Source organism: Microbacterium sp. USHLN272, from assembly GCF_037149655.1.
Lineage (GTDB): Bacteria > Actinomycetota > Actinomycetes > Actinomycetales > Microbacteriaceae > Microbacterium > Microbacterium galbinum.
On sequence record NZ_JBBCRA010000001.1, the window covers coordinates 2,644,901 to 2,661,598 of the forward strand.

Genomic DNA, 16,698 nt, shown 5'->3' on the forward strand with positions numbered 1-16,698 from the left:
ATCCGCAACGGTCATTGTCTGATACGTTCGAGTCCACACGTACTGGAATATCGCTAGGACTATCGTGACGTCGACACCAGAAGCCGACGCGCCAACGACGACGCCCCCAGACAGCGCAGGAGCGAACTCCGAGCGCGGAGCGTCGTCGCGGCCTGATCCGAAGGTCCCGTCGACCCGGTTCGATTGGCGAAACCGGTATGCCCGGAGCCTCTGGGTCACCGATCTCGTAGTTCTCGTGTGGGTCGTGTACGGCACGCAGATCGCATGGCTCGGTCTAGGAGACCAAAATGTTGCAACGAACGGCACGGTGCTGCCGGATCTGTCGTACTGGGTCTTCTCAGCGGCTCTCATCGTCGTCTGGATGTGGGGGCTGGGGCTGATCGACTCGCGCAGTCATCGAGTGATCGGGACGGGAACGACGGAATACGTTCGTGTCGCGCGCGCCAGCTTCTCGGTGTTCGGTGCCATTGCGATCGTCGCCTTCTTGACGCAGACCGAAGTCGCCCGCGGATACCTCCTAATCAGCCTGCCCTGCGGCGTCGCGATGCTCGTGATTTCGCGTTGGCTGTGGCGCCAGTGGCTGGTGTCGAACCGGCGCGTCGGAGCGTATTCGGCACGTGTCATCCTCGTCGGCTCGGCGCGATCCACAGCGAGCATCGCAGGCGAGTTACGACGCGCGAGCGCAGCCGGTTACTCGGTCATCGGCGCGTGCATACCCGGGGGTACGCCCGGAACCACCGTTCCCAGCACTGACATTCCCGTGCTCGGGCCCGTGGAGTCGGTCACATCTGCCCTCGCCACATCGACCGCCGATACGGTGATCGTGACGAGCAGTGGAGATCTTCGTCCAGGCGAGGTGAAGCGCATTTCGTGGGAGCTCGAAGCCGGGAAGCAACACCTAGTGCTTGCCCCGAGCATCACTGACATCGCAGGCCCTCGCATTCACAGCAGACCCGTCGCCGGGCTCCCCCTGATCCTCGTCGAGACGCCTCGGTTCAGCCCCGGTCAGCGGTTCGTGAAGCGCACGACCGATCTCGTTGGCGCGCTGGCTCTGATCGCGCTGTCGTCGCCGGTGCTCCTGGGCGTCGCTCTGGCCATCAAGCTCACGAGCCGAGGACCGATGCTCTATCGTCAGGAGCGGATCGGTATGAACGGGCAGCCGTTCTCCATGCTGAAGTTCCGCTCGATGCGCATCGGCGCCGACAGAGAGCTCAAGGCGCTCCTCGAAGCGCAGGGCACCAGTGAGCAGCCATTGTTCAAGGTGATAGACGACCCCCGCATCACCTCGGTCGGCCGATTCATTCGCAAATACTCGCTCGACGAGCTGCCGCAGTTCTTTAATGTGGTCGGCGGGTCGATGAGCCTGGTCGGTCCCCGGCCCCAGATCGCCGCGGAGGTGGATCTGTACACAGATGCCGCTCGACGACGGCTGCTCGCGCGCCCGGGAATCACGGGGCTGTGGCAGGTGAGCGGGCGGAGTACCCTCGCATGGGATCAAGCTGTTCGCCTCGACCTCTATTACGTCGAGAACTGGTCGCTACTTGGCGACCTCGTCATCCTGTTCAAAACCGTTCGCGCCGTGCTCTCCCCCGGTGGATCCGCGCATTGAATCGGCGTTGCGCACTTCTCACCCCACCCCAGTCCCGGCCCGACGAAAAGGACACTAATCGATGAAATTCGCCTCCCGGGACGCACCGTTGAAGACATACCTCTGGCTGACCGGCCAGACAGACAACATCGGCGATTCTGTGCTCCGTCGCCCCTACGCGGATGTCCTTCGCACCGCTTCGGCGCTGACCGTCTGGGCAGGGGACCCGGCGGAAGGTTATGTCGCGGGGCTCGGTCTGAGAGAGTCCGAGATTTCACGGTCTTATTCGAGCTGGCTCGCGAACCTGTGGAAGGACGCGCTTGTGGGTCGCGCGGCTTTCGCGTTCAATCCCGGCGAATTCACCGTCACCCGCAAGGGCTTCATCATGATTCTCCCGGCTCTCGCACCCATCATTCTCATCCGCGCACGTCGTCGACCAATCATCTGGGCGGGTGCGGGTGTTCGCGCCACGCGACGCGGGTACACGTGGCCGTTCCGCTTCATCGCACGTTCGGCGTCGGTGCTCACATGGCGCGAACCATCCAGCGCCGCACGGATCGGCGCAGGCGCCGAACTGGCCCCCGATTGGGCATTCGGCATCGACGCGAGCGGGACGCCCGCGGAGCGATCGTTCCTGGCTCTATCGCTCCGCGGAGATCGCCCCCCGCCCACAGTCGAATGGCTGCAAGCCGTGCGCTCCTTTGCCGCGCGCGCCGGGCTGACCCCGCTGGTGGTGACCCAGGTTCGTCGTGACGAGGCACGCTCTCGCGAGATCGCGAGCTTCCTTGGATGCGATATCGTCGGCTGGGAGACTGAGCGCCACGACAGCGCTGAGCGACGGGTGCGCGACGTCTACAGCCGAAGCCGCGTGATTCTGTCGGACCGTTTGCATGCGTTGATCATCGGCGCGACAGAAGGCGCACTACCGCTGGGCTGGACGTCTGATGCCAGCCCGAAAATCGAGCATCATCTCAGCACCGTCGGCTTGGAAAGCTTTTCGCTTGCGGGCCAAGAATCGCTCGATGCGCTTCGTACCTTCGGCCCCGGCGATCTCGTCTTGCGAGAGGAAAAAACCGCATATGCCATGGGTCGTGCCCGTGACGACTTGAGATCGCTGAGGGCGCGCATCGTTGCGACGTTTTCGAACGGCGGCCGATGACGCCGGGCAAGCGGGGCAGACGGCACGTAGCCGCCGTGGTGTCCGGCCAACTCATCGGACAGCTCAGTCTCCTGTCTGTGATCCCGATCCTCAGCCGTACGTATGATCCAGCGACCTTCGGTGCCTTTCAGATCGCTGCTTCGCTGGCAATGATGATTCAACCGCTCGCCACGCTGCGCACGGAGTTCATACTTCCGTCCGTGACGCACGATGAGAATGCGCGAGGCCTATATATTCGCGGCGTTCTCATGGTGCTCGCCGTCGCGGCGGTGACAACACTCGCGGCAGCGATTCTGGCCCTGTCAAGCGGTATGCAACCTGCTCAGATCGCTGCAATGTGCGCGTTGCAGACGACCGCCCTTGCCATCACGGTGCTCGATAATGCCCGTCTCATCCGCGCGGGCTCAGAGACGCGCTTGGCGATACGCAACGGGCTCGCGGGAGCTCTGACGGCGGTCCTGCAGCTCGTCTGCGCTTCGCTCACTCTCGATATCTGGCTTCTCGCTGTTTCCGTTCTCGCCGGGAGAGGTTTGGCCATACTTCTCACCTCGATCGGCAGCCCCCGGTGGAATCGCAATGATGTCGGCGACGAGTCCCGGGGATACGGGATCCGTCGAATCACCCCTTCGGTTCTAGCTGGCGTTGCCGCCAGCGCGACCGGTCAGACGCTGACCGTAACGAGCGGAATGACGCTCGGCCCGAGCGCGAGCGGCTATGTTGGCGTCTCGCAACGTATAGCGGGAGCCCCGATCACACTGGTCGGACAATCACTGTCACAGCTCACTCAGAGCCGCAGCTCAGCGCTTATTCGTGCGTCGCGTCCGGGCTTAGGACGGCAGGTACGCCGCCAGATGCTGGTGCTCTCCGGTATCTCCGCCTCTGTCGCACTGGTTCTGACCGTCCTGGCGCCTCCACTCGCTGTACCGATCTTGGGAAAGGGGTGGGAAGCAGCCGGAATCGTGACAGCGGTCTTAGCATTTCCGATCTCGTTCCAGTTACTCGTCGGACCGTTGATGCCGCTACTGCCGATGCTCGGGCGCGAGCGCCGCCTGCTGAGCTTGCAGCTTACGCGGCTGGGGCTCGTCCTCGCCGCTGTCGTCATCGCTCGAGTTCTTGACGCAGACCTTCTCGGCACGACCGTGTGTTTCGGGGCTGCGACGCTACTCGGCTATCTGTACACCGTCGTCGTGCTCATCGTTGAGGCTGACCGTTACGACAGGCAACACCCGCAAGAACTGGACGGGAACAACTGACATGAGTAACAAATCCGCGCATGAGGCCCTCCCCCGAAAGACGATTCTCGTCCTCGCCAAAGGGTTCCCTCCCACTACGGGGGGCGTTGAGCAGTACTCTCAGCAAGTCGTGATGGCGTACCTGCGATCTGGCTACGACGTCGTTGTCATGACACAGACGGACTCGTCGAATGGGTGGCGAAAGGTCCGTACGGATGTTGGGGATTTCACGCTTTGGAATTGCGGTCGCGGCTCGCAACCGATCGTCTTCGCGCGGATGATCTGGACCGCAATTACCGCTCGCCGACTTCGAGATCTGACCCGAGTGCACTCGACCACCTGGCGAGTGGGAATCGTGGCCACTCTCGCTTTCCGGAGAGCGTCGAAGGTCATCACGATCCACGGGCGTGAGGTCCTCAACGTGCCCCGACTGCTGAACCAGCCGATGCATCGTGCGTTCCGGAACGCGGATACTGTCATCTCGGTCTCGCACGCCACCGAACTAGCCGCGAAGCGCGTGATACGAGCGTGTCCCGACCGGTGGTTTGTCCGCCATAACGGATTGAGCTATCGCGATGAGGCCATTCACTCGCAGGAGCGCTCACCCCGGGTAGGGCTGCATGTCCTCTCCCTGTCGCGGCTCGTACCGAGAAAGAACGTCGACATCACGATCCGTGCCGTCGCAGCCGTGGTCGCGGAAGGCTTTACCGGTCTGCAGCTCTGGGTAGCTGGAACGGGGCCGGAGCGTGAACGGCTCGACGATCTGGTCACCGAGCTGGGGATCCAGGACCATGTGCGCTTCCTCGGGTATGTCGCGGACGAAGACATCCCGGGGTTGTACCGATGGGCGGACGTATTCGTGCATCCGCACACACATGTCGGTGAGGGCAATGACTTCGAAGGTTTCGGATTGGTGATTGCGGACGCGATGTCATTCGGCTGCACCCCGATCATCGGAGACATCGGCGGCCCTCGTGAACTCGTGACAGATGGCGAGACGGGCTTCGTGGTCGAGGGGTCGAGCGTGGGTGAGGTCTCGGACGCTTTGCGACGACTCTGCCGTGATCCCGAAGAGATTAGTCGGCTGGGGCGATCCGCGCAGCGCCATGCTCTCGCAGCATTCTCTTGGGACGCACATATCCGCCCGGCGATTCACGCCTTCGGCGATGTGGCGGAAGACCGATCGTGATCTGGCCGCTCGTTCTCCTGGGCGTCGCATTGCTGACGCTGTTGCTGTTCGCCTATCCGTACGCCATCTATCCGATGATCCTGAGAGGGCTTCGCACTCGCCCTCTGAAAGCTTCAATGACTACGACTACCGGAGCGGAGTACGCGATCCTCTTCTGCGCCTACAACGAGGTGTCGACGGCGCCGGCGAAGATGGAGAACCTCGCAGGGTTGAAATCTCGCTACCCTGATATCAAGATTCTCATCTACGACGACGGCTCCACCGACGGTTGTGCGGAGGTCTACGGCGAACGGCCCGATCTGGCCGAGCTCATTCCCGGCCCGGGCCGTAGTGGTAAGGCAGCGGGGATGAAGCGCCTTGTAGCCATTGCCGATCGACCTATTCTGGTCTTCACAGACGCGAATGTGATGCTGGATCCTGGGGCGCTGGATGCGTTGCAGAACGCGTTCTCCGATCCACAAGTCGGGGGCGTCTGCGGGCACTTGGAGTACGGATTCAATCGCGGGACCGCTACCGAACACGTCGGCCATGCGTACTGGGGACTCGACGAGGCCCTGAAGGCTGAAGAGTCGCGCACGGGAAATGTGATGGGCGGCGATGGTTCCATCTTCGCAGTGCGCCGATACCTCTACCCTGATTTCCCCGACACTGTACAGGATGACTTCACTGTGAGCATGTCCGTGGTCTATGCCGGACTGAGACTCATTTATGATCCCGCCGTGATCGCCTACGAGCAGCTCGTCTCTTCGAGCCGTGACGAGTACTCGCGGAAGGTCAGAATTGCCGCCAGAGCGTTCCACACGTACTCGTCGATGCGCACGTCGGTACGCGCAATGTCTGCACTCGACCGCTGGAAGTTCTTCTCTCACAAGCAGATGCGATGGCACGGGGCCCTCTTCTTGCTGATCGCTGGCCTCGCCGCTATCGCCGCTGCGGCCCTGTTCTCCTGGTGGTTCGCGATACTCCTAACCGCGGTCGCTTCTATCGCGCTCTTCGTACTACCGCGCATTTGGGGACCGGCTGCTTCCATAAGAGAGATGCTTCTCGCGGTCGCGGCTACCTTCCAGGGGGTTGTCGTAGCACGAAGAGGTCGCACTTTTGCGACCTGGACACCCCCGACGTCCCGATGACCCCGGAGATGGAATCCCGATGCTAACGCCCGCCGTCACCGTCATTCTGCCGGTTCACAACGCCGGCAACGAACTGTCAGCTGCACTGATACGAGTCGCGCGCGCGTTGCCGAGTCAATCCGAACTCCTCATCATCGATGATGGCTCGACCGATGATTCCCTCGAGCGCGCCGTCGCGTTCTCTGCGGATCGCACTGATGTCCGAGTCATCGCATTCGCGGAGAACAGCGGCGTGGCCGCCGCTCGCAACGCTGCCTTGGCTGTCGCCCGTGGCACATATATCTGGTTCGTCGACTGGGACGATGAGTGGTCCGACGACATCGTCCGCGACATGTTGGAGTCGGCCCAGACAGAGGAAGCCGATGCTGTCGTTACCGGAGCCCGATGGGGATACAGTTCTGGAGCACTGCTGGGCAGAGTAGAGGCGCTGCCCACCACTCGGATCATCGACGGCGCCCGAGGCGTTGACGCGATGCTGCGCGGTGAGTTAAAGGGATATTTATGGACGAAGCTGTTCCGACGTGAAGCACTGCCCGTCGACATGTTCCCGCCGATGCGCTCGCAGAGCGACTTCTGCGGATTCGCTGGTGTTGTCGGCAGCTTGCAGAAGATCGTGATTCTCCCCGACGTGCGCTACACCCATGTGATCCGTGAGGGTTCGATTACCAACACGAAGGAGCCCGACCTCAACAATCTCATCCTCTGTCGCGAGGCGATCGCACAAGCGGCGAGGGCAGTGGGAATGACTGGCGATCGCTCACGCGATCTTCTTCGCTACGACTATGCCCACTGGTATCTCGCCAGCGTGGACACCGCCCTCCGCCTCAGCTCAGAGAAGACAGCGCGGTCGGTGCTGACTGACGCCCTCTCAAGGATGAAGTGGGCCGAGATCGCCCGCTTGCCTCTCACCGATGCACGGGTCGCTATGCATTCCACCTTGGTGAAGCTCTCCGGGCAGCACTATCCCAGCATCCGCCGCCGGCTACTGGATATCCGCGCGCGGCTCAGGAATAGGAGGGTGGTGGAGAACTCGGCGCGGTAGGCCTGGTCACTGATACAGGGGCGTTCTTCCGTCGTCCGTTGTCGGCGTGCTTGCTTCGAGCCCGAGGAAATAGGTCCCCAGAGCTGTCATCGCGGTCCGTTGCGCGAACCGCGATGACAGCTGTCGATATCATCAGGACCAGCGCGAGCACTCTGCCTCCGTACCCCAGGAACCACGCGTTGGTCGACCAGAGGGTGCTCACAAGCACTCCGACATAGGCTGCAGCCGCTACCGCCCCTCCGCGCGCCGTGCGCCGGTAAATCACGTGCGCGATGAGGCCGAGGAGGATGACGGTCAACCCACCCCATACGAGCCCGCCGGTTCCGACGATCCGCATCATCGAAGTGCCCGCATTTGAGCTCAGCCCTGCACCGATCGCGAAATAATTGCTTTCGCCGCCATCGTCGGAAACCCGAATCCCGAGAAGAGGCTGGATGAGAGCGACAACACCATTGAAAATGCCGAAGCTCGCTTCCGTCGTCTCTGATTGCTCAAACCACGCGGCAAACGTCGGAATGTATCCGGCGAGCCAAAGCCGGGTAGGTGCGAACGAACTCTCGGACAGTCCAGCATCTGCCCCGGTGGTTCGCACGGCTCGAAGAAATACGACGAGCAGCAAGACGATGCTCCCACCTGCAACTGCGAGAGCGGCAGCTCGCCTCGAGATCCCCCTTCTACCAGCCCACACGAGGGTGGCCAGGTATCCAGCCACGAACCAAACGAGAGGGACGAGGAGATACGAACGCTGGGTAGTGATCGAGCTCCAAAGAAACGCTATCGCTGTCAAGAGAAGGGTAACTACAATCGCGCCTCTGCTCGGGCGCAGGGCGACGCGGACGCCAGCGAGCGCGGTGCCAAACTGAAGGCCGGCGAAAGCCACATTGACGATAACCGAGAAATTGGTTTCTCCGCGAAAAATGTTCACCGCATTTTGTTGACCGAGGTCGAAGAGCTGACCCACGGAGCGAACAGAGAACAATGATGTGCCGAGTTCTGCACCCACTTGAATAGCACCGACCGCCCCAATGAGGGCGAGTAAGAGCAGGATTCGCACGGGCGGCACGAAACGGTGAGGTACGCCCCCGGCTCGCGTCGTTGCCAGGTTCGCGACGGTCGAGTTCAGGAGAAACCCCGGGAGACTGTAAAGCGCGGCCAGGAAAACGAGAGCGATGGCGCCAGCCGCAGGCACGTCAAAGCCGTACCCCAGAACCGCCGTCGACAGGAAGAGGACGCCCCAGCATAGGTTCCAGATGGGAGCGGGCGCCAGCCAGGAGCGGTAGCGGTGAGCTGTCAGGATGCCGAGTAACGCAAAAAAAAGGGCACAGAGCAGTAACGAGCCGGTTCCCACGCACGCGCCCCCTGTCTCAGCATTGACAGAACACCGTGATTCCGTCGCTAGTTATGAGAATACTGGTCACTGGGCACTCCCAACACGCAAGACGACAAGAGATTCGTGCCAACGGCGACGATGCAGCGCCAGCGGCCTCGACGTGGCCACTCTCTGAGGATGTAGCAGGGGGGTCTCCCCGGTCTGATATGCATGAGTCAGGCACATCGGCATATAGGTTGGAGCCCCATGAAACTCTCGGTCATCGGCTGCGGTTACCTCGGCGCGGTCCACGCCGCCGCGATGGCATCCATTGGGCACGACGTCGTAGGAATCGATGTCGACGAACGCAAAGTCGATTCGTTGGCCAGGGGCGAAGCCCCGTTCTTCGAGCCAGGCCTCCCGGAGGTCTTGGCGCAGGGGATCGAATCGGGCCGATTGCGGTTCACCACCGACATTGCTGAGGCGCAGGGTGCGCGGGTGCACTTCGTGGGCGTCGGCACTCCTCAACAGAAGGACGGCAACGCTGCGGATCTCACATTCGTGGATGCCGCAATCGATTCGCTCCTTCCCTACATCGGGCCGGGCGACGTCGTGGCCGGTAAGTCGACCGTTCCCGTTGGCACAGCGGCAAGGCTCTTGGAACGTGTGATGCCGACCGGTGCGACGCTTGTTTGGAACCCGGAGTTTCTTCGCGAGGGCTGGGCCGTCCAAGACACCATCGATCCCGATCGCCTCGTCGTCGGCGTGCCACATGGGGGTCACGGCTCCCGCGCTGCCGACCTGCTGCGCGAGGTTTACCAATCGTCGATCGATAAGGGCACCCCTTTCCTTGTGACTGATCTCGCGACCGCGGAGCTCGTCAAGGTTTCTGCGAACGCGTTTCTCGCAACCAAGATCTCCTTCATCAATGCGATGGCCGAGATCGCTGAAGCGACCGGGGCCGACGTGACCCAGCTCGCGACGGCGATCGGGCACGATGCGCGAATCGGACGTCAGTTTCTGGGTGCAGGGATCGGATTCGGCGGAGGGTGTCTTCCGAAGGACATCCGGGCGTTCGCCGCGCGGGCCGAAGAACTTGGTCGCGGCGAGTCCGTCGGGTTTCTGCGCGAAGTCGATGCCATCAACCTGCGTCGGCGCGAGCGGGCGGTGACGCTGGTGGTCGAGGCGCTGGAAGGCGAGCTCGTCGGCAAACAGGTCACTGTTCTGGGCGCTGCGTTCAAGCCGCACAGCGACGACATCCGCGACTCCCCAGCGCTCGACATCGCCATGCGTCTGCATGACCTGGGAGCCGACGTGACCGTCACAGATCCCGAGGCGATCGAGAACGCGCGACGTCAGCATCCGCAGTTGGACTACGTTGACGACCGCGACGACGCGCTTCGAGGTGCGGATGCCGTCATCATCGCGACCGAGTGGGAGGAGTACCGTCGCGACTTGTCGCCGGAGCACGCCTCCGAGCTCGTTTCAGGCAAGAGAATCGTCGATGGCCGAAATTGCCTGGACGCGGCCTTGTGGCGCGCTGCAGGGTGGACCTACTTCGGCATGGGGCGCCCCTGACCCCGGCGGCCGCGCACCACCGCTATCGTGTGACTGTGACTTCCGAGACCTCGTCTGCCCGTCGACGACACCGGGCAGGCCGCATCTCAGCCTGGGTGCTCGGTGGCCTGCTTGTCATCAGCGTGGCCGGTGCCGCGTGGATCGGCATCCGAGGTTATGCTGCGTATCAGCACCTCGACAGCGCGCGGTCTGCAGCTGAACGCGCGCCCGAGGTGCTGAAAAATCCGGCCGCGGCCCCCGCTCTCGTCGAGCAGATCTCATCCGACACATCGGCAGCACATGCTCTAACGGACGATGTCGTGTGGAAGCTCGGCGAGATGCTCCCCTGGGTCGGCCCTCAGCTCGAGGCTGTGTCGACCGTCTCGGCAGCACTGGATGACATCGCGTCGAACTCGCTCGATCCACTGGTCTCGGTCGCGACGACCTTCTCTATCGACAGCATCCGCCCACAGGACGGTGTCATCGACACGGCCCCTTTCGTTGCCATCGCGCCCGCCGCTGCGAGCAGTGCCGAATCGCTCGGTGCTGCTGTAGCCAAGACCCGAGACATTGACACCGAACTTCTCATCGCGCCGCTTAGAGACGCGGTCGACGAGGTGTCCGGTCTTGTGGCGCAGACCTACTTCGCGGTCGACGCTCTGCACCGCGCCTGTGAGTTGATGCCGGCGATGCTCGGGTCCGACGGTCCGCGTGACTACCTTCTCGTTTTCCAGAACAACGCGGAGTGGCGGTCACTCGGAGGGATCGTCGGGGCCGCGTTACAGCTGCACACCGAGGGAGGGCACATCTCGCTCGTCGCGCAGGGATCGTCCTCCGACTTCCCCAGATACGACGAGGCGGTCGTGACCCTCAGCGCCGATGAACAGCAGCTGTTCGGCACGCAGCCGGCACGATTCATTCAGAACGTGACGCAGATTCCAGACTTCAGTCGAGGAGCGCCGATCGCCCGCGAAATGTGGCTACGCGAGACGGGCGTCGATGTCGACGGGGTGATCGCTCTCGATCCTGTCGCGCTTTCCTACCTCCTCAAAGCAACCGGTCCCGTCACGTTGCCAACCGGCGACGTGCTCTCCGGCGACAATGCGGTCGACCTCCTCCTCAACGAGGTTTACCACCGATACGCGGACCCTCGGGCACAGGACGCGTTCTTTGCTTCAGCTGCAGGGGCGGTCTTCAGCACGCTGACGTCTGGCGCCGGGTCCCCCTCGGACCTGCTCACCGCGATGGCGCGATCAGGTTCGGAGAATCGGTTGCTGATCTGGAATCGAGAGGAATCCGAACAGAAAATCCTCGATGGCACCACGCTCCAGGGGGCGATTCCTGAGACCGATGCAACCACGACGTCATTCGGCGTCTATGCGAATGACTCCACTGCGTCGAAGATGGACTACTTCCAGACGCTCGCGACGTCGACATCGTGGTGCGGACCCGATCTGGCGCAGCTCGACGTCACTATACGAAACAATGCACCGGCCGATGCTGGGGGCCTGCCTGCCTACATCACTGGAGGTGGAGGTCAGGGTGTCTCACCAGGCGAGATCAAGACCGCTATATACGTATACCTACCTCAGGGCTCCACGCCCGTGTCGATCGCGGCCGGAGGGGACGTAGAGACACCGGGATTCGGCGGCGGCATCGACAGAGGTCGCGACGTCGTGGTGTGGACGGTCCAGCTTGCCCCGGGTCAGTCGGCGACTCTCGCCGCACAGGTGTCTACCCCGACTACGCCTCACATCGTTACGCGAACGACACCGACAATTGACGAAGAAGTAACGTCGGACGTTGCGCCCGAGTGCGGTATTCCGAAATAATAGTTTCAGGGGGGCTCTGGTGGGAAACCATCGCTGGCTTCCCTGTACCACGGCGTCGGGCCCCATGGAACGACGTGCGATAGGAACACACCAGAAAGGCCCCCGCCATGAAGCGCACTCTCATCAAGGCCAGCGCCGCGGCCGCACTCGTGGCTGGCGCCCTGTTCATCACCCCGACCCTCGCAACGGCGAACACTTACACCCCTCCGGCGACCGGCGTCGTGAGTTCGTCTACCGTCGAAGCAGGCGGCACCGTCTTGTTCTCGGTCCCTGGCGGAGTTTTCGAAGCCGGCGAAGCAGTCACGATCAGCATCACGGGAGAGAGCGCCCTCGGCGCATCACTCGGGTTCGTGAAGTTCGCGATCGAGACAAAGTCCCTCGGTACAGTCACGGCCAACGCTGCCGGGGGAGTCGACCCGTCGCGAATCACGCTTCCCTCGAACGCATCTGGCCGATACACCATCCTCGCGACCTCGCCTTCGAACCCCACCGGTGTCGTCGCTTACATCACCATTTCGGGTGCCGCTGCCGACGAGGATGACAACCTCGCAACGACAGGCCTCGATAACGCCGCCCTACTCCCGCTGTGGATTGGCGGCGGAGCACTTGTACTCGCGGGCGGCGGCCTTGCGGTCGCTGCGACGGTTCGCCGCAACAAGAAGCACGAGCTGGTCTGACCGCACCGCTAGCTGAGAAGGGCGCTTTGGTCATCTTTGGCCAGGGCGCCCTTCCGTGTGCATACGCTTCCGTGCGCGGGCCCAAAGGTACTCACTCATAGGTTCTGCCCGCCCAAGACCCGATGGCTAGATCGCGATCGTGGCGGGGCTATCGTGGCGGCGCGAAGCTTCCGGCAGGCCTGAACCATCAAGTTGGTCATGCAAACGCGTGAAGTCCGCGTTGTGCCGTGCCGACGCCCCCAGATATTGTCGGCGTGCGCCAGTGAGGTGAGGTCATTCCTCACGAACGGAGAGTGCTGGCGGCTTGCGCCCTGAGGGGAAACCGCCAGCCGCCAGCATGCAGAGCCCGATGTGAGGGCATCTTCTACAGCTCCGCGCGTAACATCCTAGACCTGCCGGCTTGACCACGCGCAAAAGAATGGTGGCCCACCGTTCCCCGGGAAAGTCCATACGACTGGTGGGCCACCGAAGCGAAACAGCCGTCTGCGTTCTCCTCCCCCGAGGATTTCGCGGCTTAGCTCGCTACCTAATCTTAGCTCGATGACACATAATCCACTGCTTGAGAAGGATACGAATAGGGCACGGGGATTCGAGCCTTCTCGCCTGTTCGGGTCGCTGCAAGCGGATAGACCGCCGGACATCTCCCGACGCTTACGAGAGGATGCCCCCCCTCTATCGAACTGATCGCCAGGATGCGAATGTCGTGACCATGGCGACCGAGGAGAAGGGGATGTGCATTTCGGCCGGGGAGCACTCCCACCTCGGCCCCGCACGGCTGGTGGCTCGTCTCCTCTTTCACGACCCCTGAGGTGAACGGTCTGCCTGGTCAAGACCATGCATATCTAGATCGGTAGCTCTACATATACGCTGACCCCATGAGTCCCCTCCCGCCGACGACCACGTTGTGGGCGTGCGTAGCGTCGGGGTTCTTCGTCGGTAGCCGAGACGGTTCCTTCCTTGGCTACATCGACCGGCAGGCTGGCGGCTTATGGCGCGCATTCGATGCCTCGTCGAGAGTTCTCGGGGACTTCGATGATCACCATGCTGCGATGACGGCGGTCCCGAGTTCATCGGCACGCCAGGAAGGTTCCATGTGACCGAAGATCACTCGATTGACTTGCTCGTGTACTGCTGCTCCGCCTCGCACCCTTTCAGCGACGAGAAACTCGGCGACCTCCTCACAATGAGCCGATAGAACAACGACACTCACGACGTCACCGGCCTGTTGCTCTTCCGAGAGGGAGAGTTCGTGCAGGTCCTCGCGGAGACCGATACGACCCTGATTAGGCGATGAAGCGGATATCTGCAGACTCTGGTCATCACGACCGCCGGGTCCTGTTGGAAGAGCGGATCCAAGCCCGTCGCTTCGCGGACTTGACGATGGGCTACGAGGCAATGATCGTCTCAGCTTCCGGGGAGGTGCACGGGTACCGCGACTCATTCGAGGATTCACACATCGGTGACCATGACATGATCGGCCCTTTTTTGATGGAGCTGACATGTGGTTCCGAGTGCGCGAGTCCGACGACGAACTCGGCGCCTGACGGATCTCAGCTCAAGCGCGAGTTCCAGACGCAAGCGTCGATCCCACGGGTTCCGATACTAAGCAGAGGCCGCTGGGACTGTTGGCAGTCTGCGCCAGGGCATCGACCCATGCACGTTTGATCTGCGGCTGCCGGCTACAGTGGTACCTGTAGACGAGGTTGCTGCCGGCGTGCACCCACACGGTCGTGCGACCGCCCCCAGTGCTGTGGTCATCCTTCCAGCTGAACGCGAAGGGCTCCCCGCGGCGCAGCTTGCTCGTCATGACCATCTGCAGGTGCCGCAGAGCGCGGTCCTCGACCTCGACCTTCTGCCCGTTATCGTAGACGAAGCGGCCCATCGGCCTTCCTTTCAGCGGCCACAGGAACCCGTGTCGTGAGGCGCGTCATAGATCAGACGCTGGGTGGCGAAAGATTTTCTCACAGACCGCCGACATTCCCGCTGTCGAAGGAAAAGCGGGAAGACAACCCCTGATCAACACTGGTCGCAGCGTCGGATGATGTGGGGATGAAACTCGTCTCCTAAGCCGGCCAACAGCTCATCACCACCGACGATGTCGCAGACGCGCTCGTGACTCTCGCCGCGGCGATTGCGGCAGACGGGGAATCCGCAGCGCTGCAGATCCCGATTCTCATCGACGGTGAGAAGGACTGCGCGGACCTCATCGCCGGCGTCGGAAACGACATCCTCGTCGGACCACAAACCTAGTCCGGTGACGACCCCGACTTCTCAGAGGAAGCGGCCAACCTCCGCGCACACCGGCTGTACCCGAAACAGCCTCATGACGACGCGGATGAACTCGAGATCGATGACGCCGAAGACCTCGACCTGCATCACGGCGTTTGACCGCTCACTTCTCGACGTGATGTTCCTTGTTGACTCATAAACGAGCAGGAGTAGTGTGGCGTCAACGCGCGCTCCCTGAGACGTGCCTCTTCCTGCATCATCCCCAGTGATGCACCCGAAGGCGGCGGCTGAGATGTCAAACCCCGGCGCGCGGGACGATTCGGCCCCCCACACCCCAGATGTGGAGGGCCGAATCTGTGTCGGTCGAGACGCCGGCCACAGCCCTCCCGATGCGGCCGAGACCCTCCACTCCACGGGCATCCGACCATCGCGCCGGACCGATGAAATCAATCACGCGCTCGAAGCATCGTAAGCGGCATCCCGCTGTTAAGGAAGAAGATTCCGTGGCCATCGCGCGTATTGCAAGGACGGTTTGATCGCGCCTGAATACCCGATAGGTCCGATTAGTGCCCGCTGCTCTTCACCGTTCGATCCTGCACAGGGGAGGGTCACTGCCGGTGGGGGAGTATTAATAGCTGAGGCTGGGTTGCAGGACGCCGCCGACGAGCATGGTGAAGATCCGCCGGACGAAGGCGGCGGCGATCGCGAGAGCGATCGGAACCGCGACCCATTGGCGTCTCGGTAGCCGAAAGGGCATCGTGGTTCGCCATACTGCGGGGAAGACGCCCGGCGCCGCGAGGAGAAGTAGCACCTGTCCGGCGCGGATGGTCGGCGGATCCGGCGCAGGGCCGTCTGCCAGCAGGGCGTTCGCCACCGTCGACCGCGGCAGCACGGGCACAGCGAGGCTCAGGGTGCCCGTCCAGACGAGCCAGCCCGCCAACCACCACCCGCGTGATCTCCTATTCGCAGATACGCGTATCCGCCGCACGAGACAGCCGACGGGGGATGCGATCAGATGCATCACGAGTATCACGATCGATATCCCCGCGACGATCGGGAAGACGGATCGCTCCGTCGGCATCGGCTGGCGAGTGAAGGCGCGATAGAATCCAATCGCGATCACCGCGCGGTCCTGGATCGACGGCAATCGTGCGTTAGACGTCGACTCCGTCCACGCCCACGGTTCGGTCTCGATAAAACGCAGCGGTCGCCGTCGGGATTGACGATCACCGAGATGGTGACCTGACCGGAGCCGGCGGCGACTACGTCGATGCTCGAGAGGATGAAGAACGCCCCAATGAAGGTCGTGTTCCAAGAATCCCCGCGGTCATCACCGGGCCGGCGGCGAGACATCCGATGCTGTCCTCTGTCAAAGCCGACTGATGCATGAGCGCGCGGGTCTCGGGGTCCGGCAACGGCTGCTCGGAGTCGCCAAGCTGCGCGAGCATGAACCGGTCCATGTCGATCGCCGTCGCCGAGATCGCTCCGGCGGGTGCGGGTGAGACGACCTCGAAGAGCACCTCGTCTGAGCCGTCGAACCGGTACTCCTTCGACATGTCATTCTGACGGCGTACTCGAGCTACTCGAACGGACTCGCCGCCTACGTGGCCGGTACTCCGTTCGAGGAGCTCGTGCAGGAGCGCATCTTCGACAGGGTCGGTATGACGACGGCGAGCATGGCGCAGCCGCTCCCGCCGCGGCGCGGAGTACGCCGGAGTCAGAGCTCCGCGCCATCCGAGCATTCCTCGACCGCA

General features: G+C 62.6%; 13 protein-coding genes. 9 read left to right on the top strand and 4 right to left on the bottom strand.

Features of this window, described 5'->3' with window-relative positions:
• Nucleotides 1-64 precede the first annotated feature (64 nt).
• From WFJ97_RS12730 to WFJ97_RS12755, 6 genes are all read left to right on the top strand, one after another.
• Nucleotides 65-1,609 (top strand): sugar transferase, encoded by a 1,545-nt coding sequence (locus WFJ97_RS12730; RefSeq protein ID WP_336641749.1) that lies wholly within the window; start codon nt 65-67, stop codon nt 1,607-1,609.
• Between the two features lie 61 nt (nt 1,610-1,670).
• Nucleotides 1,671-2,747: a polysaccharide pyruvyl transferase family protein gene (locus tag WFJ97_RS12735; RefSeq protein ID WP_336641750.1), complete on the top strand. Its 1,077-nt coding sequence runs from the start codon at nt 1,671-1,673 to the stop codon at nt 2,745-2,747.
• Nucleotides 2,748-2,824: 77 nt separating this feature from the next.
• A complete protein-coding gene (locus WFJ97_RS12740) occupies nt 2,825-4,000 on the top strand; it encodes a lipopolysaccharide biosynthesis protein (RefSeq protein WP_336641751.1) in 1,176 nt (391 codons plus the stop codon).
• A 1-nt stretch (nt 4,001) separates the two neighbouring features.
• The gene (locus tag WFJ97_RS12745; RefSeq protein WP_336641752.1) at nt 4,002-5,168 is read left to right on the top strand and encodes a glycosyltransferase family 4 protein; all 1,167 of its coding nucleotides are present in this window, start codon (nt 4,002-4,004) and stop codon (nt 5,166-5,168) included.
• Complete coding sequence (locus WFJ97_RS12750; protein ID WP_336641753.1) at nt 5,165-6,298, top strand: glycosyltransferase; 1,134 nt, start codon at nt 5,165-5,167, stop codon at nt 6,296-6,298. Before WFJ97_RS12745 ends, WFJ97_RS12750 begins: the two co-directional genes overlap by 4 nt.
• A 19-nt stretch (nt 6,299-6,317) precedes the next feature.
• Entirely contained in the window at nt 6,318-7,340 is a 1,023-nt protein-coding gene (locus WFJ97_RS12755; protein ID WP_336641754.1) for a glycosyltransferase family 2 protein, read from the top strand.
• Here the strand turns inward: WFJ97_RS12755 and WFJ97_RS12760 are convergent.
• A complete protein-coding gene (locus WFJ97_RS12760) occupies nt 7,303-8,688 on the bottom strand; it encodes a hypothetical protein (RefSeq protein WP_336641755.1) in 1,386 nt (461 codons plus the stop codon). The genes WFJ97_RS12755 and WFJ97_RS12760 overlap by 38 nt on opposite strands.
• Nucleotides 8,689-8,916: 228 nt before the next feature.
• On the opposite strand from WFJ97_RS12760, the gene WFJ97_RS12765 reads away from it, so the two are divergent.
• The 3 genes from WFJ97_RS12765 (at nt 8,917) to WFJ97_RS12775 (ending at nt 12,715) form a co-directional block, all read left to right on the top strand.
• Nucleotides 8,917-10,227: a UDP-glucose dehydrogenase family protein gene (locus tag WFJ97_RS12765; protein WP_336641756.1), complete on the top strand. Its 1,311-nt coding sequence runs from the start codon at nt 8,917-8,919 to the stop codon at nt 10,225-10,227.
• Nucleotides 10,228-10,262: 35 nt separating this feature from the next.
• Entirely contained in the window at nt 10,263-12,038 is a 1,776-nt protein-coding gene (locus tag WFJ97_RS12770; protein WP_336641757.1) for a DUF4012 domain-containing protein, read from the top strand.
• A gap of 107 nt (nt 12,039-12,145) precedes the next feature.
• Nucleotides 12,146-12,715, top strand: a complete 570-nt coding sequence (locus WFJ97_RS12775; RefSeq protein WP_336641758.1) for a hypothetical protein — start codon at nt 12,146-12,148, stop codon at nt 12,713-12,715.
• 1,555 nt (nt 12,716-14,270) lie between these two features.
• Here WFJ97_RS12775 and WFJ97_RS12780 read toward each other — a convergent pair.
• From WFJ97_RS12780 to WFJ97_RS12790, 3 genes are all read right to left on the bottom strand, one after another.
• On the bottom strand, nt 14,271-14,597 hold the full coding sequence (locus WFJ97_RS12780; RefSeq protein WP_336641759.1) for a DUF7882 family protein: 327 nt from the start codon (nt 14,595-14,597) through the stop codon (nt 14,271-14,273).
• A 975-nt stretch (nt 14,598-15,572) separates the two neighbouring features.
• Nucleotides 15,573-16,067 carry a hypothetical protein gene (locus WFJ97_RS12785; RefSeq protein ID WP_336641760.1) on the bottom strand — a complete coding sequence of 165 codons (495 nt, stop codon included), beginning with the start codon at nt 16,065-16,067 and terminating at the stop codon, nt 15,573-15,575.
• A gap of 139 nt (nt 16,068-16,206) precedes the next feature.
• Nucleotides 16,207-16,500 (bottom strand): hypothetical protein, encoded by a 294-nt coding sequence (locus tag WFJ97_RS12790; protein WP_336641761.1) that lies wholly within the window; start codon nt 16,498-16,500, stop codon nt 16,207-16,209.
• Nucleotides 16,501-16,698: the final 198 nt, after the last annotated feature.

Coding starts and splice junctions, on each gene's coding strand:
- WFJ97_RS12735 (WP_336641750.1), top strand. CDS start 1,671: ATGAAATTCGCCTCCCGGGACGCACCGTTGAAGACATACCTCTGGCTG.
- WFJ97_RS12755 (WP_336641754.1), top strand. CDS start 6,318: ATGCTAACGCCCGCCGTCACCGTCATTCTGCCGGTTCACAACGCCGGC.
- WFJ97_RS12790 (WP_336641761.1), bottom strand. CDS start 16,500: ATGTCGAAGGAGTACCGGTTCGACGGCTCAGACGAGGTGCTCTTCGAG.
- WFJ97_RS12775 (WP_336641758.1), top strand. CDS start 12,146: ATGAAGCGCACTCTCATCAAGGCCAGCGCCGCGGCCGCACTCGTGGCT.
- WFJ97_RS12780 (WP_336641759.1), bottom strand. CDS start 14,597: ATGGGCCGCTTCGTCTACGATAACGGGCAGAAGGTCGAGGTCGAGGAC.
- WFJ97_RS12765 (WP_336641756.1), top strand. CDS start 8,917: ATGAAACTCTCGGTCATCGGCTGCGGTTACCTCGGCGCGGTCCACGCC.
- WFJ97_RS12745 (WP_336641752.1), top strand. CDS start 4,002: ATGAGTAACAAATCCGCGCATGAGGCCCTCCCCCGAAAGACGATTCTC.